We start from the raw sequence: 25,754 nt of genomic DNA on the forward strand, positions 1-25,754 counted from the left end.
CTCACCGATCACGACTGCGCGGCAGTCGCGAGATCTCAGCGTCATCCGTGCGTCCGGCGCCATGCTATTGCCGAATGAGGCAAAACCGTGGATCGCCGGACCGGCGCCGACACGGGAAAATATCAGGCCGCCTCGCGCCGCAGGATGAGCGACGCGTTAGTTCCGCCGAAGCCGAAGGAGTTGGAGAGAACGGTATTGATCTCCCGCTTGCGGGCCTCGTGCGGGACCAGGTCGATCACGGTCTCGACGGAGGGGTTGTCGAGATTCAGCGTCGGCGGTGCGACGTTGTCGCGTATCGCCAGCGCCGAGAAGATCGTCTCGACGGCACCGGCGGCGCCCAGCAGGTGCCCGATCGCCGACTTGGTGGACGACATCGACACCCGGCCGGCGGCGTTGCCCAGCAGCCGGGTCACGGCGCCAAGCTCGATCTCGTCGCCGAGCGGCGTGGACGTGCCGTGCGCGTTGACATAGTCGATTTCGGAGACGTCGATCCCGGCCCGGCGTACCGCCGCCTGCATGCAGCGGTAGGCGCCGTCGCCATCCTGCGCCGGCGCAGTGATGTGGTAGGCGTCGCCCGACATCCCGTAGCCGATGACTTCGGCGTAGATCCTGGCGCCGCGCGCTTTGGCGTGCTCGTAGTCCTCGAGCACGACGACGCCGGCGCCCTCGCCCATGACGAACCCGTCGCGGTCGCGGTCGTAGGGGCGCGAAGCCCGTGTCGGCTCGTCGTTGAAACTTGTCGACAGCGCCCGGCAGGACGCAAAGCCGGCCAGCGCCAGCCGGCACACCCCGCCCTCGGTGCCGCCGGCGACCATGACATCGGCGTCGCCCAGGGCGATCATCCGCGACGCGTCGCCGATGGCGTGGGCACCCGTCGAGCATGCCGTCACGACCGCATGGTTCGGGCCCTTGAGGCCGTGCCGAATGGAAATATAGCCTGCGGCGAGGTTGATCAGGCGGCCCGGTATGAAGAACGGGCTCAGCCGCCGCGCGCCCTTCTCGGCAAGCTGGAAGGCGCCCTGCTCGATGCCCTGAAGCCCGCCGATCCCGGAGCCGACGAGGACCCCCGTGCGGATCTGGTCTTCGTATTCCTGCGGCTTCCAGTTGGCGTCCCGAAGCGCCTGATCGGCCGCGGCAATGGCGAAGATGATGAAATCGTCGACCTTGCGCTGTTCCTTCGGCTCGAGCCAGTCGTCGGGATTGTAGGTCCCGTTCGACCCGTCGCCGCGCGGAATCCGGCACGCGATCTTGCAGGCGATGTCGGAGACGTCGAAGTCCTCGACTCTCGTCGCACCGCTCTCCCCGGCAAGCAGCCGGCTCCAGTTATAGTCTACACCGGAGCCCAACGGCGTCACCATGCCGAGGCCCGTAATGACAACACGCCTCATGAATGAGGTTCCGGCTCGCTCGTTGACAACTGGCTGGACTGGCGGGGCGCCGGCATCACTGCTGCAGGCGCCCACCGTGCCTTATGACGCGTTCTTTTCGAGAAACTTGATCGCGTCGCCGACGGTGAGAATGGTTTCGGCGGCATCGTCCGGGATCTCGCAACCGAACTCTTCCTCGAAGGCCATCACCAGCTCGACCGTGTCGAGGCTGTCCGCGCCCAGATCATCTATGAAGCTCGCATTCTCGGTCACCTTGTCGGCTTCCACGCCGAGGTGCTCGATCACGATCTTCTTCACCCGTTCCGCAATGTCGCTCATCCTGTCATCCCCGATAGTTAATGTAGTCCACGTTAGTGCCGTTCAGCCTGTCGGGAAGGGCGCGAGGCGGACAAAGCCTCCTTCGGATGCCGCATCCGTTGTCAGTCCGGGTAACCGGTCGTCATGCCGACACCCTGGGCTCGCGGCTAGTAACACACTTTCCCGATATTGACCAGAATCCCGCAGCACCGGCCCCGCGTTGCGCCGGTGTGGGCGGAAGGTCTTCATATCATTGCCATTCCCCCGTTCACATGGAGGGTCTGGCCGGTCACGTAGGCCGCCTCGTCGCTCGCCAGATACACCACCGCCGAGCCGATTTCAGGCGCCATGCCGAGGCGCCCCGCAGGAACCTTGCCGAGGATCGTCTCGCGCTGCTTTTCGTTCAGCGCATCGGTCATCGGCGACTCGAAGAAACCCGGAGCAACGCAGTTCACGGTGATCCCGCGCGAGGCGACTTCCTGGGCCAGCGCCTTGGACATGCCGATCATGCCGGCCTTGGCGGCGGCATAGTTGCCCTGCCCCGGATTGCCGGTGACGCCGACGATCGAGGTGATTCCGATGATGCGGCCCGACCGCCTGCGCATCATCCCGCGTACCGCCGCGCGGGATAGGCGGAACGCCGCCGTCAGGTTGACCTGCAGGACGGTATCCCACTCCTCGTCCTTCATGCGCATGAAAAGATTGTCGCGGGTGATTCCGGCATTGTTGACAAGAATATCGAGCGTGCCCATCGCCTCCTCGGCCTGGCCTGCCAGAGCCTCGACGGAGGCAGCGTCCTGTAGGTTGCAGACGAGCGGGTGAATGCGGTCGCCGAGGCCGGAGGCGAGCGCCTCCAGCGCGTCGGAGCGCGTACCGGAAACAGCCACCGTTGCACCCTGGGCGTGCAACGCCGCGGCGATCGCACCACCAAGTCCGCCGCTGGCTCCGGTTACGAGTGCGCATTTTCCCGTCAGATCGAACATGGGACTCCCGCTTCGCTGATGTTCGGGGTTAGGACCGAGCGTCCAGGAAGGCCGCGATGTCGTCGGGCGTGCCGATCGCCGATGCCTTGACCGAGCGGTCGATGCGCCGCGTCAGCCCCGACAGCACCTTGCCGGCGCCGATTTCCTTGAGATCGGTGACGCCGTGGGCAGCCATCCACAACACGCTTTCGCGCCAGCGTACCGTTCCCGTCACCTGCTCCACCAGCCGCGTGCGGATCTCGTCCGGATCGGTAACGGGTCCGGCGACGACGTTGGCGACGAGCGGCACGGACGGAGCCGAAATCTCGGTCTCGGCGAGTGCCTGCCTCATGACGTCGGCCGCAGGCGCCATCATGGCGCTGTGGAACGGTGCGCTGACCGGCAGCAGCACCGCCTTCATGGCGCCCTTGGTCGTGGCTATCTCGCAGGCCCGCTTGACGGCGGCGGTTGCGCCGGAGACCACCACCTGACCGGCGGCGTTGTCGTTCGCCGCCTGGCAGACCTCGCCCTCGGCTGCTTCCGCGGCGACTTCCACGGCAACGTCGTAGTCGAGGCCGAGCAGCGCGGCCATGGCGCCCTCGCCGACCGGAACCGCGGCCTGCATCGCCTTGCCGCGCGTGCGCAGCAGTCGTGCGGTGTCGGCCAGCCCGAGTGCGCCAGCGGCGGCGAGCGCGGAATATTCGCCCAGCGAGTGACCGGCGACGTAGCTGGCGGCATCGGACACGCCGACGCCCTCGCCCTCGAGAGCCCGGACGACAGCCATCGATACGGCCATCAGGGCCGGCTGGGCATTTTCGGTCAGCGTCAGCCTGTCCTCCGGACCCTCCCAGATGATCGCCGACAGCCTCTCGCCCAACGCCTCGTCGACCTCGTCGAATACCGCGCGCGCAGCCGGATAGGCCTCGGCGATTGCCTTGCCCATTCCGACAGTCTGGCTGCCCTGACCCGGAAACACGAATACAGTCGACATGGTCCTCGCTCTGATGATGCGGCCGGGCCCGCAGGCGCCGGATCGCGGCCCGCACAGACACGTTGATCGCACAAGTGTCAAGCCGTGATGCGCCGGGGCACAACCGGAAAACGATTCGCGCGCCCTCCGCCGCGCTTGCCTTTTCGGCCGGTTTGCGTATATCAGCGCGGTTCTGGTCGTCCTTCGGCTGGAGGCTGAACGGAAGGCCGGTCGTCACCCGACCGGCAGGGCGCGTTGCCCGGCTTCCCGTGTCTCCGCTCTCGGAACCTTGTTTCGAATGCCTTTCCCGAAAGGCTTCGAAGAGGCTTTGCGCTGAAGACGATCGATGTCGAAACGGAAAGGCAGAGCATCAATGCCATTATACGAGCACGTGTTCCTGGCACGCCAGGACGTGTCGGCGCAGCAGGTAGAGGCGCTGACAGAGCAGTACAAGGCCGTCATCGAGGAAAATGGCGGCACGATCGCAAAGACCGAGTATTGGGGCGTTCGTCCCCTTTCCTTCCGGATCAAGAAGAACCGCAAGGCCCACTATTCGCTGATGAACATCGACGCGCCGCATACCGCGGTCACGGAGATGGAACGCCAGATGCGGATCAGCGACGACATCCTCCGCTTCATGACGGTCCGCGTCGAAGAACATGAGGAAGGCCAGTCGGCCATCCTAACGCGGCGCGACGACCGTCGCGGCGACCGGGGCGGCCGATTCGGCGACCGGGATCGGGGCGACCGAGGTGATCGCGGCGATCGCGGAGACCGGGGCGGCGACCGCGACCGGCGACCGCGCCGTGACGAATCCAGCGACGACAAGGGAGACAACTGATGTCGATACCCAACATCGCGCAGCTTCCCGTGCGTCGGCCGTTCCATCGGCGTCGCAAGACGTGCCCGTTCTCCGGTGCCGACGCGCCGAAGATCGACTACAAGGACGTCAAGCTGCTGCAGCGCTACATTTCCGAGCGGGGCAAGATCGTCCCCAGCCGGATCACGGCGGTTTCGCAGAAGAAGCAGCGCGAACTCGCCCGCGCGATCAAGCGCGCCCGGTTCCTCGGCCTGCTGCCCTACATCATGAAGTGATTGCCGCCGCGGCCGTGCGCCGCGGCGTTCCGGTTGGGCCGGCACCGAAGCGGTAGCCGGCCCTAACCGCCAGACGGCGGGACAGCTGAAGCGATGACCAGATCTCCAGTCCGGCCACAGCTTTCGCCCGTTCCGCAAGAAACATCACGCGGAGCGGCGATCTTGCACGTCCCGCTTCGGCAGGTTCATCGCTTGGGACTGCAAGGAGCACACCATGGAAGTCATTCTCCTCGAGCGCATTCAGAAGCTCGGCCAGATGGGCGACGTCGTGCGCGTACGCGACGGATTTGCCCGCAATTTTCTTCTGCCTCAGAAGAAGGCGCTGCGCGCCACGGATGCAAACCGCAATCTGTTCGAGGAACAGCGCGCCCAGCTGGAGGCCCGCAATCTGGAGCAGAAGAAGGAGGCCGAGGCGGTCGGCAGCAAGCTTGACGGCGAATCGGTCATCCTGATCCGTCAGGCCAGCGAACGCGGCCAGCTCTACGGTTCGGTATCCACCCGCGACATCGCCGAGGCGCTGACCGAAGCCGGATTCAGCATCGCCCGGACTCAGGTCGTGCTCAACGCACCGATCAAGACGCTTGGCCTGGTCGATGTACCGATCCGCCTTCATCCGGAAGTCGAGGTGAACGTCGCCATCAACGTGGCGCGCTCGCAGGAAGAAGCCGAGCGCCAGGCTCGCGGCGAAGACGTCACGATCGATGCCGACGAATACGAAGAGGCGGAGGCCGAAGTCGAGGCCGAGGAGTTCTTCGAAGAAGGCGCAGAGGCGGAACTCGCCGAAGAAGCCGATGAAGTCGCCGAATCGGAAGACGTTGCAGACGACGAAGACAAGGCCTGATTTTCGTATCGCAGCCGGGAAACGTCCGATTTTCCCGGCTGCGATACGTCCCAACCGATTGAATCGGATGGCTTCTTGATGTTTTAATCGCACCCTTCAAACTGAATAGCAGTTGGTCGGGGGCCATGGGCAGCCTGCTTCGTACTTGCCTGAACAAGGTCGTCAAATCTGGCGACCTCCACGTTGTCGACAGTGCCGGCAACAAGCTCGTCTTCGGCGACGGGACCGGTGAACCCGTGCATGTACGGTTCGCCGACAAGTCCACCGAATGGGCCGTCTTACGCAATCCCGAGCTGAAGCTCGGCGAGGCGTACATGAACGGCACCTTCATCGTCGAGCAGGGCACGATCTACGACTTCCTCGCAATAGTGCTCGAGGAGGAGGACTGGAAAGTCCTTCCCTGGTGGGTGCTGGCGATCAGGGGGCTCCGCTACGCGACCCGGCGCATCCGCCAGTTCAACCCGATCGGCAAGGCCAAGGACAACGTCGCCCACCACTACGACCTGGACGGGACGCTCTACGATCTCTTCCTCGACGGTGACCGGCAGTACTCGTGCGCCTACTTCGAAAGCGAATCGTCGACGCTCGAAGAAGCGCAGCTCGCCAAGAAGCGGCACCTGGCTGCCAAGATGCTGCTCGAGAAGGGGCACAGGGTCCTCGACATCGGGTCAGGCTGGGGCGGGCTCGGGCTGTATCTCGCGGAGACCAATCCCGTTTCCGTCACCGGCGTGACCCTCAGCGAGGAACAGCACGCCCTCAGCAGATCCCGCGCGGCGGACAAGCAGATGGGCGACCGGGTCGACTTCCGCCTCCAGGACTACCGCGCGATCCAGGAGCAGTTTGACCGTATCGTCTCGGTCGGAATGTTCGAACATGTCGGCGTCGGGCACTATCGCGAGTTCTTCGAGAAATGTCGCGAGATGCTGACCGACGACGGCGTGATGGTGCTGCACTCCATCGGCCGGTTCGGCCGGCCCGGCGACACCAATTCCTGGATCCAGAAATACATCTTCCCGGGCGGCTACATCCCTGCCCTCTCGGAAGTCATTCCGGTCATCGAGAAGTCGGGCCTGTTCATCACGGACATCGAGATCCTGCGCCTGCACTACGCGGAGACGCTGCGGGAGTGGCGCCGCCGGTTCATGGCCAACCGGGACCGCGCAGCCGAGCTCTATGACGAGCGCTTCTGCAGGATGTGGGAGTTCTACCTCGCCGGTTCGGAAATCTCCTTCCGCAACCAGGGCATGATGAACTTCCAGATCCAGATCACGAAGAGGCTTCGTACCGTGCCGCTCACGCGCACCTACATCGAGGAAGCGGAAAACAAGCTGCGCGAACGCGACGGCGATCTGATTCCCCGCCAGGAGGCGGCGGCGGAGTAGAAAGCAAGGGCAGATTTCGCATCTGTTGCCTGCCTGTTGATTAGAAGGAAATGCGGGCAGAATGGGCGGGGCTGATTCGCCACGGGAGGCGACTCGTCCTACTTGAGACCCATGACAGTCCAGGCCCTCAGCCGCTCCGTAAGCGAGCGTGACGACACCGAACAGTTTCGCACGGCGCCTCACAATATCGAGGCCGAGCAGGCGCTGCTGGGCGCGATTCTGGTCAACAACGAGGCGTTCTACCGGGTCTCGGATTTCCTGGTTCCCGAGCACTTCTTCGAATCCGTGCATCAGCGCATTTTCGATGTCGTCAGCCAGTTGATCCGGGCCAACAAGACGGCGACGCCGATCACGCTGAAGACGTTCTTGGAGCGGGACGAGCCGATTGGCGACGTGCCCGTCACCCAGTACCTCGCCCGGCTTGCGGCAGGTGCCACGACCATCATCAACGCGGAGGACTACGGCCGGACCATTTATGAACTGGCAACGCGCCGGCGGCTGATCACGATCGGCGAGGACATGGTCAACCTAGCCTTCGACGCCCCGGTCGACATGTCGCCGGCCAAGCAGATCGAGCAGACCGAGCAGCGCCTGTTCGAGCTTGCGGAAACGGGCAAGTACGGGTCCGGGTTCCTGCGCTTCGCCGATGCCTTGAAGGACGCCATCGACATGGCCAGCGCGGCCTACCAGCGCGACGGCCATCTGTCCGGCATTGCATCAGGCCTGCGCGATCTCGACGAGGTGCTCGGCGGGCTGCAGCCGTCGGACCTCGTCATCCTCGCCGGCCGGCCGGCGATGGGCAAGACGTCGCTCGCCACCAATATCGGCTTCCACGTCGCCGAGCATTACAGCTCGCAGATGTTGCCGGATGGCCGGCTCGAGACGCTGGATGGCGGCATCGTCGGCTTCTTCTCTCTGGAAATGTCCGCCGAACAGCTTGCCACGCGCATCATCTCGGAGCAGGCGGCGGTGGCGTCGGAAACGATCCGCCGCGGCAAGACGACCCGCGACGAGTTCGACCGGCTGGTCGAGGTCGCCACCAGGCTGCAGTCGATTCCGCTCTACATCGATGCGACCGGCGGCCTGACGATCGCCCAGCTCGCGGCCCGTGCACGCCGGCTGAAGCGGCAGAAGGGGCTGGACATGATCATCATCGACTATCTCCAGCTGCTGCAGGGATCGGGCCGGCGCTCGCAGGACAGCCGCGTACAGGAGATCACCGAAATCACCACGGGCCTAAAGGCGTTGGCGAAGGAACTTCACGTTCCGATCCTGGCCCTATCGCAGCTGTCCCGGCAGGTCGAGTCGCGCGACGACAAGCGCCCGCAACTCGCCGACCTGCGCGAGTCGGGCTCCATCGAACAGGACGCCGACGTGGTCCTCTTCGTCTATCGCGAGGAGTACTATCTGAAGAACAAGAAGCCGCGTGAAGGCACACCCGAATTCGAGGAATGGCAGGACGAGATGGCGCGGGCGCACGGCCTGGCTGAGGTAATCATCGGCAAGCAGCGCCACGGCCCGACCGGCACGGTCAACCTGGCCTTTCAGGCAGAGTTCACCCGGTTCGAGAACCTGGCAAACGACGCGCGTCTGCCGGAACGCATCGAATGACGTCGGAGTCAGGCACAGGCCCGCCGGCCGGAACCGCGGCAGGCGACATCTCCCTTTCGGACCTGAAGCACTTCGAGACGGCAGGCCGCCTCACCATCGATCTGAAGGCGCTGAAGGAGAACTGGCGCGACCTGAAGGCGATGTCGCCGCACGCGGAAACCGCCGCCGTGGTCAAGGCCAACGCCTACGGGCTCGGGCTCGGCAACGTGGTCCCCGCCCTGTGGGAGGCCGGCTGCCGGGTGTTCTTCGTGGCGATCCTCGCCGAGGCGCGAAGGGTGCGGGCGATCGCGCCGGAGGCGAAGATCTACGTCCTCGACGGCCTGGCGCCCGACGCCCACCATACCTATCACCTGCACAACGTGCGTCCCGTCCTGGGCAGCCTGACCGAGATCGAGACCTGGTCGGCGCATTGCCGCGAGACCGGAGAAAAACGAGCCGCAGCCATCCATATCGACACCGGCATGAACCGCCTCGGGCTCACCGCCGAGGAAGTCGAGGTTCTCGCCGGCCGCCCGGAGCTGTTCGAGCACTTCCGCCTGTCGCTGGTCATGAGCCACCTCGCCTGCGCCGACACCCCGAACCATTCGCTCAACGCCTACCAGGTCGCGCTGTTCGACGAATTGCGCGACAAGCTGCCGGTCGCCCCCGCCTCGCTGGCCAATTCCGCCGGCACGATCCTGGGCGGCCCGTATACCCACGATCTCGTCCGCCCCGGGGTCGCCATCTACGGCGGCCGCGCGGTCGCCGGCCGGCCGAACCCGATGCGCCCGGTCGTGCGTGTCGAGGCGCGGGTCCTGAGAACGCGACTGGCGGAGGCCGGCACGACGGTCGGCTATGGCGCGGCCCAGCGCCTGAAGCGCGACACCCGCATGGCGATCCTCTCCGTCGGCTATGCCGACGGCTATTTCCGCGCCGCAGGTTCTACGGACGCCAAGCCTGGAGGCGTGGTCTACTTCGCCGATCATCCTGCGCCGATCATCGGGCGCGTTTCGATGGACCTGATCGCCGTCGACGTTACCGACGTGCCGAATCGCTACGTGAATACGGGCGGTTACGCCGAACTTCTCGGAGAGCGATTCACCGTCGACGATCTGGCCGACCGGGCGGGCACTATCGGCTACGAGGTGCTGACCAGCCTCGGGCAGCGGTTTCACCGGATCTGCAAGGACGGGTAATGGCGCGGCGCGCGACCCAGTATATCTGCCAGGCCTGCGGCGCCGTCAGCCCGAAATGGGCGGGCCGGTGCGAAGCGTGCGGCACCTGGAACAGCCTCGTGGAGGAGACCGGCGGCGGCGCGCTGGCGGCGCCCGGACCCGGTCTCGGCAAGGGTCGCGTCGTCGAACTGGTGCCGCTGAAGGGGACGTCCGAGGACGCGCCGCGGACGGTCAGCGGGATCGGCGAACTCGACAGGGTCACCGGCGGCGGCTTCGTGCGCGGTTCGGCGATCCTCATCGGCGGCGACCCGGGCATCGGCAAGTCGACGCTGCTGATCCAGGCCGCCGCCGCCGTGTCGGGGAGCGGCCGCCGCGTCGTCTACGTCTCCGGGGAGGAGGCGATCGGCCAGGTTCGGCTGCGTGCGGACCGCCTGGGTCTGGGCGATGCGGAAGTCTCGCTTGCCGCCGAGACCCGGATCGAGGACATCCTAACGACGATTTCCGCCGGCACCCCGCCGGACCTGGTGATCATCGATTCGATCCAGACCATGTGGACGGATTCGGTCGAGTCCGCGCCGGGGACGGTGACGCAGATCCGCGCAGCCGCGCAGGCCCTGATCCGCTTCGCCAAGAAGGCCGGAACGACCATCGTCCTGGTCGGCCACGTCACCAAGGACGGCCAGATCGCCGGTCCGCGCGTCGTCGAGCACATGGTCGACGCGGTCCTCTACTTCGAAGGCGACGGCGCCCACCGCTTCCGCATTCTGCGGGCGGTCAAGAACCGGTTCGGCCCGACCGACGAGATCGGCGTCTTCGAGATGTCGGGACAGGGCCTGATCGAGGTTTCCAATCCCTCCGCGCTGTTCCTCGGCGACAGGGACGCCGCGAGCCCCGGGGCGGCCGTGTTCGCCGGCATGGAGGGCACCAGGCCCCTGCTGGTGGAAATGCAGGCCCTTGTCGCCCCCTCGCCCCTGGGAACGCCGCGGCGGGCGGTCGTCGGGTGGGATTCGAATCGCTTGTCAATGGTGCTGGCGGTGCTCGATGCCCATTGCGGGCTGAAGCTCGGCGGCCACGATATCTATCTGAACGTAGCCGGCGGATTGCGCATCCTCGAGCCGGCTGCCGATCTTGCCGCCGCAGCCGCCCTGGTCTCCTCGCTCGCCCAGGCACCGTTGCCCTCGGACGCGGTGTTCTTCGGCGAGGTCAGCCTGTCGGGTGCCGTGCGTGCCGTGGCGCATGCCTCCGCCCGGCTCCGGGAAGCGCAGAAACTCGGGTTTTCCCGGGCCGTGGCGCCAGCCGGCAACGTAGCAGAGGCCGGAGATTCGCCGCCGGTGCCGATCGAATCGATCGAGTCGCTTGCCGGCCTTGTCGCCCGGATCGCCGCCGCGGCCCCGTCCCCGGCGGAGGACTGAGCCGCCGCAAGCCTTTGCGGCGCATTGAACAACGGCCGCGGAGACGCTATCGAGATGTTTGCGCGTCAGGGGAATTAGGCGTAATTAACGCGCGGACGTCGGCAAGGAGGCACCCCGCCGGATGATCATCACGGGGCTCGATTTCATCGTAATTGCAGTGATGCTCATTTCGGCCCTGCTCGCCATGGTGCGGGGACTGACGCGCGAGGTCCTGTCGATAGCCTCCTGGGTGGTTGCCGCCGGCGCGACGCTTTACTTCTTTCCGCGGTTCCAGGAGGACGTGCGCGCGATGCTGCAGCCGAACTGGCTGGCCGACATCTCGCTTGCCGTCGGAATCTTTGTCATCACCCTGATCATCGTGTCTTTCATCACGATGCGGATTTCCGACTTCATTCTCGACAGCCGCATCGGCGCCCTCGACCGCACGCTGGGTTTCGTGTTCGGCCTGTTCCGCGGCCTGCTGCTGGTTGTGATCGCCTACATGTTCCTGGCCTGGCTCGTGCCGCCGGAGAACCAGCCCGAGTGGATTCGCGAAGCGCGGTCCGCGCCGATCCTGAAGCAGACCGGCGACGCGATCATCGCGTTGCTGCCGGAAGACCCGGAACGCGCAATCCTCGACAAGCTGCGCGACGGCGTCGACGGCGGCGACGAAACTACGCCGAATGACGCCATCACGCCCCAGGACACCGCTCCCGCCGACGGCGAGGAAACGACGGGAAGCATTCCTTCGACGGGACAGGGCTATCAGAACTCGGAGCGCGACGGCCTGAACCAGCTGCTCGATAGCACCCGCAGTGGCAACCAGTGATGGCCGCGCGCTTGTTTCGTGCGGATTCGAGTCTATCTGAGAGACAACTGTCGTAGCCTGCGCAGGTGATCCCGCGCGCCGCATCGACCCGGAGCATCCGATGACAAACCCCACCGAGGGTATTTCAGCCGTTCCCGACCCCGAGGACGGCGACTACCTGCGTGAAAAGTGCGGCGTGTTCGGCGTCTATGGACATCCCGACGCGGCCGCCTTCACGGCGCTGGGCCTCCATGCCCTGCAGCACCGCGGACAGGAGGCGGCCGGCATCGTCTCCTTTGACGGCCACCATTTCCATTCCGAGCGCCGTATGGGCCTTGTCGGGGACCATTTTTCCAAGGCGGCCATCATCGAGCGCCTCGCCGGCTCCGCAGCGATCGGCCATTGCCGCTACGCGACGACGGGCGACACCATCCTGCGCAACGTGCAGCCGCTCTACGCCGATCTTGCCGGCGGCGGCATTGCCGTCTGCCACAACGGCAACCTGACCAATGCGCTGACCCTGCGTCGCAAGCTGATCCGCGACGGCGCCATTTGCCAGTCGACGTCCGACACCGAGATCATCCTGCACCTCGTGGCGCGCAGCGCCGGTGCCCACCTCGTCGAGAAGTTCATCGATGCCCTGCGCCAGATCGAAGGCGCATATTCCCTGGTCGCCCTGTCCAACAAGAAGCTGATCGGCGCCCGCGATCCGCTCGGCATCCGCCCGCTGGTTCTCGGCGAACTCGACGGGACCCCGATCCTCGCCTCGGAAACCTGCGCCCTCGACATCATCGGCGCGAAGTACGTGCGCGACGTGGAGAATGGCGAAGTCGTCGTGATCTCCAAGGACGGGATCGAATCGCATTTCCCGTTTTCGCCCCGCAAGCCGCGGCCATGCATCTTCGAGTACATCTATTTCGCACGGCCCGATTCCGTTGTCGGCGGCAAGAGCGTCTACGACGTGCGCAAGCGCATGGGACAGGAACTGGCGACCGAGCAGCCTGCTCCCAGCGACGTGGTCGTGCCGGTGCCGGATTCCGGCGTCCCGGCGGCAATCGGCTATTCCCAGGCCTCGGGCATCCCGTTCGAACTCGGCATCATCCGCAACCACTATGTCGGGCGGACCTTCATCGAGCCGACACAGCAGATCCGGGCGCTCGGCGTCCGTCTCAAGCACAGCGTCAACCGCAGCCAGGTCGCCGGCAAGAGCGTCGTGCTGATCGACGACAGCCTGGTGCGCGGCACCACCTCCGCCCGCATCGTGCAGATGATGCGTGAAGCCGGCGCCAGAGAAGTCCATATGCGGATCGCAAGCCCGCCGATCACCCATCCCGACTTCTATGGCATCGACACCCCCGAGCGGGAGAACCTGCTGGCGGCCAAGATGACCCTGGAGGAAATGTGCGGGTTCATCGGTGCCGATTCGCTGGCGTTCCTCTCGGTCGACGGCATCTATCGGGCCATGGGACACAACCGTCGCGATCCTGCCGAGCCGCAATACACCGATCACTGTTTCACGGGCGATTACCCGACGCCGCTGACCGACGTCATAGCCGAGGAGCGCGCCCAGAAACTGTCGCTTCTCGCCGAGACCGGCTAGAACCTTCGCATGAGTTCACGTCGTCTCGAAGACCGCATCGCCGTCGTCACCGGCGCTTCGCGGGGCATCGGCCGCGCAGTCGCGATCGGGCTCGCGCGCGAAGGCGCCCACATCATCGCCGTCGCCCGAACGGTCGGCGCGCTGGAGGAACTCGACGACGAAGTGAAGGCGGCGGGCTCGTCCACCACGCTCGTCCCGTTCAACCTCACCGACTATCCCGCGATCGACCGGCTGGGCGCCGCAATCCACGAACGCTGGGGAAAACTCGATATCCTTGTGGGGAACGCTGCCGTCGGCGGCGTCACGACGCCCGTCGGCCATATCCGCGAGAAGGACTGGAACGAGACGATCGGCGTCAACCTGACCGCCAACTGGCGGCTGATCCGTTCTCTCGACCCCCTGCTCCGCCTCTCCGACGCCGGCCGAGCGGTCTTCATGACCTCCGGCCGGGCACATTCCGGGAGGGCCTATTGCGGGGCCTATGCCGCCTCGAAGGCCGGACTTGAGATCCTGGTGAGAACCTACGCGGCCGAACTCGAGCAGACCCGGGTGAAGGTCAACCTGTTCAGTCCGGGCCGGGTAAACACCACCATGCTGCGCAAGACCTACCCCGGCCAGGACTGGACGCTGTATCCTTCGCCGGAGGAGGTGGCGCCATACGTGATCGACACCGTGCGCGCAGATCAGTCACGCAGCGGGCAGATCTACAGCTACAGGGAAGGCCGTTGGCTGAAGGCTCTCGAGCCGAGCGCGTCGGAGTAGCATCTCCGTCCGCACATGCCGGCGCCGCCTGCCATCAGGTCAGTTGTGCCGAGAGGCCCTGCCCTAAGAACCGCTATGAGCCCTTTTCAAAGGGATTTTCGGTCTTTCGCAGATGCAGGCGTACTGGGACGCCGACCAGGTCGAAGGCGTCCCGCAATCCGTTCAGGAGATAGCGCCGATAGGATTCGGGCAGGGCTTCGGTGCGGGTCCCGAAGACGACGAAGGTCGGCGGACGGTTGCTGGCCTGCGTGACGTAGCGCAGCTTGATGCGCCGCCCCGCGACGGCCGGCGGCGGATGGTGTTCCATGAGGGCACCGAACCAGCGGTTCAGAGCAGACGTCGGAACCCGCGTCTCCCATTTCTCGCGGATCGTGAAGACCGCCTCCATGAGTTTGCCCAGGCCATGGCCGGTCAGGCCGGAGACGGGGACAAGCGGCATTCCCCGCACCTGCGGCAGCAGCCGGTCCGCCATTTCGCGCATTTCGTTCATTCGCGACTTGGGATCCTCAGTCAGGTCCCACTTGTTCACCGCGATGACCAGGGCGCGCGCCTCCTTGGTGACGAGGTCGGCAATCTGCAGATCCTGCTTGTCAAATGGGCTCTTTTCGTCGAGCACCAGGATGACGACTTCCGCCGCACGGATGGCGCGCAGCGCGTCGCCGACTGAAAGCTTCTCGAGCTTCGCCTGCACCCTTGCCTTGCGCCGCAGCCCGGCGGTGTCGACGAGCCGCACCGGACGGCCCTTCCACTGCCAGTCCACCGAAATCGAGTCTCGTGTAATGCCGGCTTCAGGCCCGGTCAGCATGCGGTCTTCGCCGATCAGCTTGTTGACCAGGGTCGACTTTCCCGCATTGGGGCGGCCGACCACGGCGACGCGGACCGGCCCGCTCTCCTCGTCGCGCCGGGCCGATCCCGGCACCGCGTCCTCCGAGGCGTGCTCCTCCAGTGCGAGGACGAGATCGGCAAGCCCCAGTCCATGCTCGGCGGAAAACGGGACAGGTTCGCCGAAGCCGAGGGAATAGGCATCGTAGAATCCGCCTTCGCCGGCCGCGCCTTCGCACTTGTTGGCCACGAGCACGACCGGCTTTCCGGATCGGCGCAGCAGGTCGGCGAAGTGCCTGTCGGCCGGTGTCACGCCGGCACGGGCGTCGATCAGAAACACCGACACGTCCGCATCGGCGACGGCGCGCTCGGTCTGGGCCCGCATGCGCCCCTCCAGGCTGTCGGCGTCCGCCTCCTCCAACCCCGCCGTGTCGATGATGGTCAGGGCGAGGTCGCCGAGTTTGGCCTCGCCTTCGCGCCGATCGCGCGTCACGCCCGGCCGGTCGTCGACGAGCGCGAGCCGCCGGCCGACGAGCCGGTTGAAGAATGTCGACTTGCCGACGTTGGGACGGCCGACGATCGCGACCGTCAGTGGTTTGAGCGTATGCGCCATTGCTCCGGGCGATTCCCTGTCGGACTACTGTGCCGCCGGGTCCGCCACATTCGAACCGGTCGAAGGGAATCGCTGTCAGAAGGCCGACAGCTTGCCCGAGTTGTCGAGGACCAGAATCCGGCCGCCCGCGGCGATCGGACTAATATAGACCGGATTGCCGATTGTCTGCGTCGAAACGACCGTCCCATTGGAAGGATCCAGCGTTATCAGACGACCATCGGAGGTGCCCAGCCAGAGCTGACTGCCTGCCAGCAGCGGACCGGCGAGACTCGTCGGCCGTTTGGCTTTCGAATCCGTGGACTGCGACAGGTCGGTGATCCACCGCACCGCGCCGGACCTTCGGTCCAGCGCCACCACTTCGCCGCCGAGCGTCGCAACGAAGATGCTGTTGCCGGCAACGGCCGGGGTATGCGCGCCCGAGACGTTCTGCGCCCAGATCCGGTTGCCGTCCCGCATGCCGACCGCGATCATCCGGCCAGAGACGCTGACGGCGTACACTTGCCCGTCATAGGCTACCGGAGCGGCCGAAACGTCCGTCAGGCCGGAAACTGCGGTGAAGCGATTGGCCCCGGTCAGCGCGTCGATCCACTTCGGATCGCCGGTCTCGGTGCTGAAAGACAGAATCTCGCCGGAGGAATAGGGAACGATCACCTGGTCGCCGGAAACGGCGGGGCTCGCGTTGCCGAGCACGCCCGCGGAGGAGCCGATGCCGGAATAGCTCCAGAGGATCGAGCCGTCGTCGATCGAAATCGAATAGATGATGTTGTCGGCGGAGACCACGTAGGCCTTGCCGTTCGCGATCGTCGGCGCGCTGCGCGCAGGCGCCCCCAGTTCCATCGACCACAGGATGCCGCCGTCGGTGGCGCTCACGCCTGCCACGGTGCCGTATCCGGTCGCCGCGACGACGAAGCCACCCTCGGCCGCGATGCCGCCGTTGAAGGACGGACTGTCCTCCTTCTCGGGCTTGAGCGCCACCGACCAGCTGCGTCCGCCACCGTTCAGGGAATAGGCCGATACGTTCGCCTGCTGATCCATGACGATTACGACGCCGCGGTAGACGATCGGCGTCGCCGTGAGCCGGCCGCGCTTGTCCACCCGGGCGACGGACACCGACCAGCCGCCGCCGCCGCTGGATATCGCAACGTTGCCGGGGGCGTTGGAGGCGACTCCGCCGGGCTGCGACCAGCCGCCGATATCCTGGGCCGGAGGAATGCTGACGGGCGAAGCCGCAACGGACTCGTCCACCGTGATACCGCCGGTGCTTTTGATCGCCTCGCGCCGTTCGCCCGGAAGACGCTTCTCCTTCTCGGCAAAGGGATTGCCGACCAGGGTGAAGTCTTCGAGCGACGGCGGTTCGCTGCAGGCGGAGATGCCTCCGGCGAGCAGCAGCAGAATGGCGGTGAACCGCAGGGGCGTCGAAATTGCCGGCATCATTGCTCCGCTGCAGCGTCCTCGCCGCTCGACATCGGGCGATCGGCCGCCAGCAGCGATATCATCAGCTGGGCCCGGGCCCGCATGTCGGAGGGTGTTTCGTTGTCCCCGAGAATTTCCTCGAAGCGGGCCGTCGCGGTATCCGTGTCGCCGTCCTGGTAGGCCGCCAGCCCGAGCAGTTCCCGCGCCGAATTGCGCCACGGATTGCCCTCTGCCGCCAGATCGCCGACACGCTGCTCGACGCCGGGCCGGTCGTCCTGCTGCAACAGTATGTAGCCCGCCCGGATCCGGGCGACATCGCGCAGGTCGGTCTGCACCCCGGAACCGGAGGAGATCGCGTCGTACTCCGACACCGCGCCGTCGAGGTCGCCGCCCTCGGCGCGCGCCGCGGCGGCGCGCAGGCGCGCCAGCGCCGCAAAGCCGCCGCCCTTCGCGGCGATCTCGTTGAAGGCGGCCTCAGCCTCGGAAGGCTGGTCGCGGGCAAGCTGCACCGCCTCGTAGTACTCCGCCCCCAGCGCTGCCGCCTGGCGCTCGGAATACCATTGCCAGCCGCGCCAGCCGGCCGTGCCCAGCACGATCAGCGCGGCGACGGCGATGACGACGATACCGTACCTGTCCCACAGCTTCTTGAGCTGCTCGCGGCGGACGTCTTCCTCGACTTCACGGAAAATATCGGACATGCAGAACCGCCCGCGCCTTCTTTCTTCTCTACGCCGTACCCCGGCGGGCCCGTCTGGGCAGACAACCTATCCGGGGATCCCGCCTCGCGCAAATCCCCATGGCACCTCGCCGGGCCGAGGCCCTGAGCGGGAAAATCCCCGCAGCAATGTGGCATCAGCAGGGCGGCCCGACCGGCCGCCGTGATTAAGCGGTCATTGAGCCGATATCAAGGCTGACGTTCCGGCTCGAACCGTCTCGGGGCACTCCCGGCCTAGCTCCACCAGCCGTCCGGCGAGAACGTCCCGGCGGCATCCTCGACCACCTGGCCGGCCCGGAACAGCGTCGCCTCGTCGAAGGGCCGGCCGATCAGCTGCAGCCCGAGCGGCAGCCCTTCGGCGTTGAGCCCCGCCGGCACCGAGATCCCGGGCAGGCCGGCCATGTTCACCGTCACCGTGAAGATGTCGTTCAGGTACATCTCGATCGGCGAGGCCGTCGACATCGCCGCGACGCCGAAGGCCGCCGACGGAGTCGCCGGAGTGAGGATCGCGTCGATGCCATCTGCGAACACCGTCTCGAAGTCCCGCTTGATCAACGTGCGAACCTTCTGGGCCTGCAGGTAGTACGCATCGTAGTAGCCGGCCGACAGCACGTAGGTCCCAATCAGCACGCGGCGCTTCACCTCAGCGCCGAAGCCCGCCGAGCGCGACTTCTCGTACATGTCGATGACGTCGTCGCCGTCGACCCTGAGCCCGTAGCGAACCCCGTCGTAGCGGGCGAGGTTCGACGACGCTTCGGCCGGCGCGACGATGTAGTAGGCTGGCAGGGCGTACTTCGTGTGCGGCAGCGAGATGTCGACGAGTTCGGCGCCGGCGTCCCTGAGCCAGGCCGCGCCGCGGGTCCAGAATTCCTCGATCTCCGCCGGCATGCCGTCCAGCCGGTATTCCCTGGGGATGCCGATCCGCATGCCTTTCACCGACTTGCCGACGGCGGCCTCGTAGTCGGGTACCTCGATGTCGACGGAGGTGGTGTCCTTCGGATCGACCGATGCCATCGACCGCAGCATTATCGCCGCGTCGCGGACGGTACGGGCGATCGGCCCGGCCTGATCGAGCGACGAGGCGAAGGCGACGATGCCCCACCGGGAGCAGCGCCCGTATGTCGGCTTGATCCCGACGGTGCCGGTGAGAGCGGCCGGCTGGCGGATCGAGCCGCCGGTGTCGGTGGCGGTCGCGCCCGCGCAGAGACGGGCCGCCACCGCTGCGGCCGATCCGCCAGAGGACCCCCCGGGAACCAGATCCGCGTTGTTGGCCTTTGATCGCCAGGGATTGATGACGGGCCCGTAGTAGGACGTCTCGTTGGACGAGCCCATGGCGAACTCGTCCATGTTGAGCTTGCCCAGCATCACCGCACCGTCGGCCCACAGGTTTGCCGTGACCGTCGATTCATAGCGCGGCTTGAAGCCGTCCAGCACGTGGCTGCCGGCCTGGCTGTGCACGTCCCTGGTGCAGAACAGGTCCTTGATGCCGAGCGGTATTCCCTCCAGCGGACGGGCGTCGCCGTTGGCGAGGCGCCGGTCGGAAGCAGCCGCCATCTCGCGCGCCTGATCCGGCGTCTCGGCAACGTAGGCATTCAGGCGCCGCGCGGCCTCGATGGCGGCAAGATAGGCGTCGGTCAGCTCGACGGCCGAAAACGTCCTGCCCTTCAGCCCGTCGCGGGCCTCGGAAATCGTCAGTCTGGTCAGGTCGGTCATATCTGAAGCGACTTCTCGTAGAAGATGGAATACCCGGAATCGGGATAGTCGAGCACGGCTCCGCAGCGGTTGAACCCGGCCCGCTCGTAGATCCGCCAGGCTGCATCGTGCCGGTCGCCGGTCTCCAGCACGAGGCGGCCAATCCCCTCTTGCCGCGCCAGCGCGAGGATCTCGTCGAGGATCCGCCCGCCGATCCCCTGCCCCTGGTGGCCGGGACGCGTGTACATCCGCTTCACTTCGGCGACCCCGCCGCCGTGACGCCTGAGGGCGCCGCAGCCGACCGCGGCCCCGCCGTCCCGTGCGACGAACACCGTCGTATCGGCGCCCGCCATTTCCTCTGCAGTCATATGGAAGCAGAATTCCGGCGGCGACAGCTCGAGCAGCGTCTCGTTCAGATCCGCGACGAGCGCTCGCACGTCGTCCTGCAACGGACTCTCCGCGGCGATGGTCACCGTCATGGCCGGATCTACTCCACCACCTTCGGAACGACGAAGTAGTGGTCCTCGGTTTCCGGCGCGTTGGCGACGATGTCGTCGGCGATGCCCCCGTCGGTCACCGCGTCTTGCCGCTTCTTCATCTCGACCTGGACGACGCTGGTCATCGGCTCGACATCGGTAACGTCGAGCTCTCCCAGTTGCTCCACCCAGCCCAGGATCGTGTTGAGCTCGCCCTGCAGGTGCTGCGCCTCGTCTTCGGTGACGGCGATGCGAGCCAGACGCGCAATGCGCTTAACGGTGTCGATGTCGACCGACATGGCCGCGATCCTTGTATCAATCTGCGGGAATTCGGCGAATAGCTGCCGTCGAGACGCCTATAGCACCGGCGGTCCGCCCAAGGCAACGCGTGCGAATCCCGGCCATGGCCATCCCGCGAATTGCAGTCATCGCCCCAGTTGCGCCGGCAGCCAGGTGCCCAGCAGCGGGAACAGGACGACCAGCGCCAGCACGAAGAGCTTCGCTGCAAGAAACGGCACGACGGCGCTGTAGATGTCGCGCATTCGGATTTGGGGCGGCGCAACGCCCTGCATCACGAACAGGAGCAGGCCGAAGGGCGGCGTCAGCAGCGCGATTTCCATCGTCAGCAGGTAGATGACCCCGAGCACGATCTTGTCGATGCCGGCACTCGCCGCCAGCGGAACGAAGATCGGAACGGTGACCATCAGCATGCTCACCTGATCGATGAAGCAGCCGAGAAACAGGAGGATCAGGATGATTCCCAGCAGGATCTGCATCGGCGTCAGATCGTAGGCCTCGATAAGCCCGATCAGCCCGCGCGTCGCGCCGCTGAACGACAGGATCTGGCTGAAGGTCTGGCTGGCCGCGATGATGAACAGGATCATCACCGAGAGCTTCACGGTCTCCATCACGGCAGTCATGAGCGCGTCGGCGGAGACCGAGCGATAGGCGGCGGCCGCGATCAGCGCGGCGACGCAGCCGAGTGCCGCGGACTCCGACGGAGTCGCAAGCCCGGCCAGGAGGCTGCCGATCACCACGACGAAGATTCCTGAAAGGGGCACGACGTGGACAAGGAACGGCTGCCAACGGCTCCACAGGTCCATTTCCGGCAGATCGTCCGACGGGGCGTACTGGGGACGCAGGGTGGCGACCGAGATGATCACGGCCACGAACAGGGCCGACAGGATGAGCGCCGGGATGATGCCCGCCACAAGCAAGCCGGCGATCGATATGCCGGCCAGACTGCCGACCAGCACGGCCAGCGCGGATGGCGGGATCAGCATCGCGATGGCGCCCGATCCCATGATCGGTCCCATCGCCAGCATCGGATGGTAGCCGCGCTTCAGCATCGACGGGAGCAGTGTCGACCCCAGCATCGCCGTGTTCGCGATCGTCGAACCGGAGAGAGCGGCGAATATCGTGCCGGCCAGCACCGAGACGATCGAAAGCCGCCCCGGGATCCTCGTCACAACACGATCCACCGCGTCGATCGCCCTGTGGGCCAGCCGGCACTGGAACATGATCTCGCCCATCAGGATGAACAGGGCGATCGGCACCAGTTGGAAACTGCTGACCGACTGGACCGAATTGCGCGCCATCTGGACGAGGCCGTTCTCGCCGCCGAGGATGAAGAACGCGCCGACCACGTTGACGGCGATGAAGCCGAAGGCCACCGGCAGCCCGATGGCGAGCAGCAATACCAGACCGCCGAGCATCAGGCAGAGTGTTAGCGGCCAGTCCATCGGCTACAGCCCCGGCGCGTGGCAAGTCCGGGCGGATACGCCGATCCTGAGCAGGAAGCCGATCGCCAGCAGAGCCCCCGAAACCGTCGGAGAAAGGAAGGTCAGCCACTCCGGAACGACGATGATGCCGCGCACCATAGACCCGCGCGAGGCGGCAATGATCAGGGCCTGCAGGACGTACCAGAAGAACACGGCCGAGACAGCTGCCCCTATCAGGTTCACGATCACGTCGAGACGGTTGCGTGACTGCTCGGACAGGCGATTGACGAAGATGTCGACGGCGACGTGGGCGTTCTTGCAGAGCACCCAGGGCGCACCGAGAAACGTCGCCGCGGCGATGCCGTGCTCGGTCAGGTCACCCAAGCCGAAGATCGCGGACGAGCAGCAGGCCCTGAGTGTCACGTCGACCGGTATCGCCAGCGCGATCGCGCACAGGATGATGCCGGCCAGAATTGCGAGCGCCGTCGTGACGGTGCGATAGACGCCTTCCAGCCGGACCGACCGCATCGAGGAGCGGGCCATCCTGGAAAGGCTGCCGGCCTAGCCGAAGCAGGGCTTCAACTTCGCAGCGAAATCCGAATTGATCGAGTCGATCGCCTTCCAGCCCTCGTCGTAGGCCGTGTTCAGCCACTTGTCGCGATCATCGCCGGTGAATTCGATCACCTCGATCCCCGCTTCGCGCTGGGCGGCGTCTTCCTTCGCGTTGATCTCGATCGACTCGGCGTTCATCGCCTCCAGTTCGCCCGCAGCCTTCTCCAGGAATGCGCGCTGCTCGTCGCTCAGGCCATTCCAGGTATCGAGGTTGACGATCACGCCCACCTCGACACCGTAGAAGCTCGGATCGACACGGTACTTGGTCTGCTCGTGCCAGCCGAGATCGAGGACGCCCTGAATGGGCCAGCCGTATCCGTCGATCGTGCCGCGTTCGAGCGCCGTGTAGACGTCGCCGGGGGCGGTGCGCACGAGGTTTGCGCCCAGCGTCTCGAACATCGCCTGGTAGACCGGCGTCGTCCTGATGGTCAGGCCGCTCAGGTCAGGACCCTCCACCGGCTTTGTGAGGTAGAGATGGAACGGGATCCGGTCGCCGAACCGGGCGAGATACTTCACCCCCATCTTCTCCTGGTGGAGTGAGTCGATGAGCTCGTAGCAGCCGTTCTGCCGCTGTTCCTCGATCGGGTTCTTCGCAAGCTTCAGCGCGTCGCCTTCCGGAATGATGTTGGTGTAGAAGGCGGCGGGCACGTTGCCCATGTCGACGACGCCGCTCGACACCGCATTGCCGAGTTCGAACGGCGGCACCGCCTCGGGGCCGCCGACGAGATCGATCTGGATCACGCCTTTGCCGTTCGCGTTGAGCCATTCGACGAAGGTTTCGAAAGGTTTTGCGAACGCGGTGCCCAGGCCGAACGCGCTCGCGGCGCGCAATGTGACTTCCTCGGCGTGGGCCGGCCCCGAGAGGACGGCGACAATCGCAGCTCCAAGCCACAGTGTGCGTTTCATTGTGTTCCCCGGTTCGTCTGGAAGCTGAGCTTTATTTTAAGCTTCGAATACTAGGCGCCCCCGGAAGCACGCGTCAATCGGGCCCGAAAACACCCGACCCCCTACGACTGCCGCACGATCGGCGATCGTGCGGCCACCAGGTCGACCAGCGGGACAGGGCCGGACGGCCGCCGTCGCTCGCCGGCATCCTTCCCCTGCCCGGCGACCCGGTCACACGTCGATGGCCACGCCGCGATCCGGCACCACCACGTTCACGCCCGAGGCTTCGGAGACGAACTTGTCGGCTGTCGCGTCGATGATGGGGAACGTACCGTAGTGGCAGGGGATGACCGTCTCGAAGTCGAAGTACTTCTTGCACGCCATCGCCGCCAGTTCGGCGCCCATCGTGAAGCGGTTGCCGATCGGTACGATGCCCACGGCGGGTTTGTAGATCTCGTTGATCAGTCCCATGTCGGAGAAGATGTCGGTGTCGCCCATGTGGTACAGCACCTTTCCGGCGCCGGACTTGGGAGAGATTATCACCCCGGCGGGGTTGCCGAGATAGAGCGGCTTGCCGTCGACGATCTCGGACGACGAATGCCAGGCCTGGACAAATGCAACGTCGAAATCGTCGAAGTGCAGCCGTCCGCCGTGATTGGCGGGACTGAAGTTCTCCACGCCCTTGCCCGACAGGTACATGCAGATCTCGAAGTTGGCCACCAGCACCGCGCCCGTCGACCTGCAGATATCGACCGTGTCGCCGATGTGATCGGAATGGCCGTGCGTCAGCACGACATGCGTCGCACCGTTCGTGGCATCGTCGACCGATCCGTTCCAGGTCGGGTTGTCGGTCAGGAACGGATCGATGATGATGACGGCGTTGCCGGTTTCAACTCGGAACGCCGAGTGTCCGAACCAGGTAATCCTCATGTCGGAAGGTCTCCCTCTCGCGCCTGGCGGCGGTCGCGGCCGCCGTCTGGGAATTCACTCCGACACTTAGCGCACCCCCATTACGGCAACAACCGCTGCGGAGCGGCGCTCAGTCTGGTAGGAGCATCGGCATGAACGCGCCCTACGACGATGCCGAAGCATTCGCTGCAGCCCTGCCCGCCCGCGGGGCGCTGCTTGGCATCGACCCGGGCGAAAGAACGATCGGAATCGCCCTCTGCGACGGCGGACGGCGTATTGCGTCGCCGCTCGTGGGCCTCAAAAAGGGCAAGTTCAGGGACAACGGAGCAGTCATCGCACGGCTGTGTTCCGAGAACGCGGTGGCGGGCCTTGTGATCGGTCTTCCGCTCAACATGGATGGGACGTCGGGTCCCAAGGCACAGGCCGCTCGGGCCTTTGCGCGCAATCTCGCCGGAATCGTCGACCTCCCGATCCTGCTCTGGGATGAGCGGCTATCGACCGTCGCAGTTACCCGCGCGATGATCGACGCCGACACCAGCCGACGGAAGCGCGCCGAGATCGTCGACAAGGTGGCGGCCGCCTACATCCTGCAAGGCGCCATCGACCGCCTCGCCGCCTTGCGGCCGGACCCCGCGCCGTGACAGTGCCACCCGGAGCGCGCCATGCTGACAGCGCTTGAAAGCCTGCTGCCCGTGCTCGTCGTCATCGCGGCGGGCTGGGCCGTTCGGCGGTTCGGACTCATCGACGAGGCGGGGCGCACCGGCATCGACCGGCTGGCGTATTACGTGCTCTTTCCCTGTCTGATCGTGCTGACCCTCGGGCTCGCCGATTATGGCGTGCTGTCCTGGCGGGCGCTCGGCGCCACCCTGTTCCTGTCGGTGGTAACGATGGGCGCGCTGTGCCTGATGTTGCAGCCGTTGCTCAGGTCCGCCATCGGGCTCGAGGGGCCCGCCTTCACCTCGGTTTTCCAGGGCGCGACACGCTGGAACACCTTTGTCGCGCTGGCGCTGGCCGGCAGTCTCTTCGGGACCGAAGGGCTGACGCTGATCGCCGTGGCGATCGTCGCCATGGTGCCGGTCCTCAACCTTATGGCCGTCGTTGTGCTCTCCCACTATGCCGGCGGCGCGCGACCGCCTCTGCTGGTGCTGGTCAGGGAGATCGCCCGCAATCCGCTGATCATCGCCTGCGTGATCGGGCTTGTGCTCAGCACGACAGGGCTTCGGCCTGCCGGACCGGTCGCCGCGACGCTGGACATCCTCGGGCGTGCGGCGCTTGCGATCGCGCTCGTCGCCGTGGGGATGGGATTGGATATCCGGGCCCTGCGCCGACCGCGCGCCAGACACCTGATCGGCACCGCTCTCAGGCTCCTGGTCATGCCCCTGATCGGTTTCGGATACGCCACCGTCTTCCAGCTGTCCGGCGCCGCCCTCGGCACGGCGATCGTGGCACTCGCCGCTCCCACCGCCGCGAACGCCTACCTCCTCGCCCGGCAACTCGGCGGCGACGACAGGCTGATGGCGGAGATCATCACGCTGCAAACGATCTGCGCGACGGTGACCCTTCCGATGTGGCTGACACTGCTGGTGGTGGTATAATATCTCCGGCACGCGTCCGGCCGCGCCGGGATTCGGCCGG

At 65.9% G+C, this 25,754-nt stretch carries 26 protein-coding genes; 12 read left to right on the forward strand and 14 right to left on the reverse strand.

Going from position 1 to position 25,754, the window contains the following annotated elements:
* Nucleotides 1–122: 122 nt before the first annotated feature.
* The 4 genes from fabF to fabD form a co-directional block, all read right to left on the reverse strand.
* Nucleotides 123–1,388 (reverse strand): beta-ketoacyl-ACP synthase II, encoded by a 1,266-nt coding sequence (gene fabF, locus V3328_RS17925; protein ID WP_340331064.1) that lies wholly within the window; start codon nt 1,386–1,388, stop codon nt 123–125.
* An 81-nt stretch (nt 1,389–1,469) separates the two neighbouring features.
* Entirely contained in the window at nt 1,470–1,706 is a 237-nt protein-coding gene (locus V3328_RS17930; RefSeq protein ID WP_340331065.1) for an acyl carrier protein, read from the reverse strand.
* A 224-nt stretch (nt 1,707–1,930) separates the two neighbouring features.
* On the reverse strand, nt 1,931–2,668 hold the full coding sequence (gene fabG, locus V3328_RS17935; RefSeq protein WP_340331066.1) for a 3-oxoacyl-[acyl-carrier-protein] reductase: 738 nt from the start codon (nt 2,666–2,668) through the stop codon (nt 1,931–1,933).
* A gap of 28 nt (nt 2,669–2,696) precedes the next feature.
* Nucleotides 2,697–3,638, reverse strand: a complete 942-nt coding sequence (fabD, locus tag V3328_RS17940) for an ACP S-malonyltransferase (RefSeq protein WP_340331067.1) — start codon at nt 3,636–3,638, stop codon at nt 2,697–2,699.
* A gap of 352 nt (nt 3,639–3,990) precedes the next feature.
* Between fabD and rpsF the strand changes: the two genes are divergently transcribed.
* The 10 genes from rpsF (at nt 3,991) to V3328_RS17990 (ending at nt 14,261) form a co-directional block, all read left to right on the forward strand.
* On the forward strand, nt 3,991–4,458 hold the full coding sequence (gene rpsF / locus V3328_RS17945) for a 30S ribosomal protein S6 (RefSeq protein WP_340331068.1): 468 nt from the start codon (nt 3,991–3,993) through the stop codon (nt 4,456–4,458).
* Nucleotides 4,458–4,712, forward strand: a complete 255-nt coding sequence (rpsR, locus tag V3328_RS17950; protein ID WP_340331069.1) for a 30S ribosomal protein S18 — start codon at nt 4,458–4,460, stop codon at nt 4,710–4,712. The genes rpsF and rpsR overlap by 1 nt, the downstream gene beginning before the upstream one ends.
* Nucleotides 4,713–4,926: 214 nt before the next feature.
* Entirely contained in the window at nt 4,927–5,553 is a 627-nt protein-coding gene (gene rplI / locus V3328_RS17955; protein ID WP_340331070.1) for a 50S ribosomal protein L9, read from the forward strand.
* A 125-nt stretch (nt 5,554–5,678) separates the two neighbouring features.
* Nucleotides 5,679–6,935, forward strand: a complete 1,257-nt coding sequence (locus V3328_RS17960; protein WP_340331071.1) for a cyclopropane fatty acid synthase — start codon at nt 5,679–5,681, stop codon at nt 6,933–6,935.
* Nucleotides 6,936–7,046: 111 nt separating this feature from the next.
* The gene (locus V3328_RS17965; RefSeq protein WP_340331072.1) at nt 7,047–8,546 is read left to right on the forward strand and encodes a replicative DNA helicase; all 1,500 of its coding nucleotides are present in this window, start codon (nt 7,047–7,049) and stop codon (nt 8,544–8,546) included.
* Nucleotides 8,543–9,721, forward strand: coding sequence for an alanine racemase (gene alr / locus V3328_RS17970; protein WP_340331073.1), 1,179 nt, complete (start codon nt 8,543–8,545; stop codon nt 9,719–9,721). Before V3328_RS17965 ends, alr begins: the two co-directional genes overlap by 4 nt.
* Nucleotides 9,721–11,112, forward strand: a complete 1,392-nt coding sequence (radA, locus tag V3328_RS17975) for a DNA repair protein RadA (protein WP_340331074.1) — start codon at nt 9,721–9,723, stop codon at nt 11,110–11,112. Before alr ends, radA begins: the two co-directional genes overlap by 1 nt.
* Nucleotides 11,113–11,233: 121 nt before the next feature.
* Nucleotides 11,234–11,920 carry a CvpA family protein gene (locus V3328_RS17980; protein ID WP_340331075.1) on the forward strand — a complete coding sequence of 229 codons (687 nt, stop codon included), beginning with the start codon at nt 11,234–11,236 and terminating at the stop codon, nt 11,918–11,920.
* 100 nt (nt 11,921–12,020) lie between these two features.
* Entirely contained in the window at nt 12,021–13,499 is a 1,479-nt protein-coding gene (gene purF / locus V3328_RS17985; RefSeq protein WP_340331076.1) for an amidophosphoribosyltransferase, read from the forward strand.
* Between the two features lie 9 nt (nt 13,500–13,508).
* Nucleotides 13,509–14,261 carry an SDR family NAD(P)-dependent oxidoreductase gene (locus V3328_RS17990; RefSeq protein ID WP_340331077.1) on the forward strand — a complete coding sequence of 251 codons (753 nt, stop codon included), beginning with the start codon at nt 13,509–13,511 and terminating at the stop codon, nt 14,259–14,261.
* Between the two features lie 73 nt (nt 14,262–14,334).
* Here V3328_RS17990 and der read toward each other — a convergent pair whose 3' ends face one another.
* From der to V3328_RS18040, 10 genes are all read right to left on the reverse strand, one after another.
* Nucleotides 14,335–15,696, reverse strand: a complete 1,362-nt coding sequence (gene der, locus V3328_RS17995) for a ribosome biogenesis GTPase Der (RefSeq protein WP_340331078.1) — start codon at nt 15,694–15,696, stop codon at nt 14,335–14,337.
* Between the two features lie 75 nt (nt 15,697–15,771).
* Complete coding sequence (locus V3328_RS18000; protein ID WP_340331079.1) at nt 15,772–17,127, reverse strand: outer membrane protein assembly factor BamB family protein; 1,356 nt, start codon at nt 17,125–17,127, stop codon at nt 15,772–15,774.
* Entirely contained in the window at nt 17,127–17,807 is a 681-nt protein-coding gene (locus V3328_RS18005) for a tetratricopeptide repeat protein (protein WP_340331080.1), read from the reverse strand. Before V3328_RS18005 ends, V3328_RS18000 begins: the two co-directional genes overlap by 1 nt.
* A 251-nt stretch (nt 17,808–18,058) precedes the next feature.
* On the reverse strand, nt 18,059–19,537 hold the full coding sequence (gatA, locus tag V3328_RS18010; protein ID WP_340331081.1) for an Asp-tRNA(Asn)/Glu-tRNA(Gln) amidotransferase subunit GatA: 1,479 nt from the start codon (nt 19,535–19,537) through the stop codon (nt 18,059–18,061).
* Entirely contained in the window at nt 19,534–19,995 is a 462-nt protein-coding gene (locus V3328_RS18015) for a GNAT family N-acetyltransferase (protein ID WP_340331082.1), read from the reverse strand. The genes gatA and V3328_RS18015 overlap by 4 nt, the downstream gene beginning before the upstream one ends.
* Before the next feature lie 8 nt (nt 19,996–20,003).
* Nucleotides 20,004–20,291, reverse strand: a complete 288-nt coding sequence (gene gatC / locus V3328_RS18020) for an Asp-tRNA(Asn)/Glu-tRNA(Gln) amidotransferase subunit GatC (RefSeq protein WP_340331083.1) — start codon at nt 20,289–20,291, stop codon at nt 20,004–20,006.
* 126 nt (nt 20,292–20,417) lie between these two features.
* Entirely contained in the window at nt 20,418–21,734 is a 1,317-nt protein-coding gene (locus tag V3328_RS18025; protein ID WP_340331084.1) for a TRAP transporter large permease, read from the reverse strand.
* Nucleotides 21,735–21,737: 3 nt separating this feature from the next.
* Nucleotides 21,738–22,241 (reverse strand): TRAP transporter small permease, encoded by a 504-nt coding sequence (locus V3328_RS18030; RefSeq protein ID WP_340331085.1) that lies wholly within the window; start codon nt 22,239–22,241, stop codon nt 21,738–21,740.
* A gap of 33 nt (nt 22,242–22,274) precedes the next feature.
* Nucleotides 22,275–23,231: a TRAP transporter substrate-binding protein DctP gene (gene dctP, locus V3328_RS18035; protein ID WP_340331086.1), complete on the reverse strand. Its 957-nt coding sequence runs from the start codon at nt 23,229–23,231 to the stop codon at nt 22,275–22,277.
* 210 nt (nt 23,232–23,441) lie between these two features.
* Entirely contained in the window at nt 23,442–24,140 is a 699-nt protein-coding gene (locus tag V3328_RS18040; RefSeq protein WP_340331087.1) for a metal-dependent hydrolase, read from the reverse strand.
* 131 nt (nt 24,141–24,271) lie between these two features.
* Here V3328_RS18040 and ruvX point away from each other — a divergent pair, with 131 nt between their 5' ends.
* Together ruvX and V3328_RS18050 are read left to right on the forward strand one after the other, a co-directional pair.
* Nucleotides 24,272–24,760, forward strand: a complete 489-nt coding sequence (ruvX, locus tag V3328_RS18045; RefSeq protein ID WP_340331088.1) for a Holliday junction resolvase RuvX — start codon at nt 24,272–24,274, stop codon at nt 24,758–24,760.
* 21 nt (nt 24,761–24,781) lie between these two features.
* Nucleotides 24,782–25,714: an AEC family transporter gene (locus V3328_RS18050; protein ID WP_340331089.1), complete on the forward strand. Its 933-nt coding sequence runs from the start codon at nt 24,782–24,784 to the stop codon at nt 25,712–25,714.
* The last annotated feature ends 40 nt before the right edge of the window (nt 25,715–25,754 follow it).

Source organism: Microbaculum marinum, from assembly GCF_037855135.1.
In the GTDB taxonomy this organism is placed as follows: Bacteria; Pseudomonadota; Alphaproteobacteria; order Rhizobiales; family Tepidamorphaceae; genus Microbaculum; species Microbaculum marinum.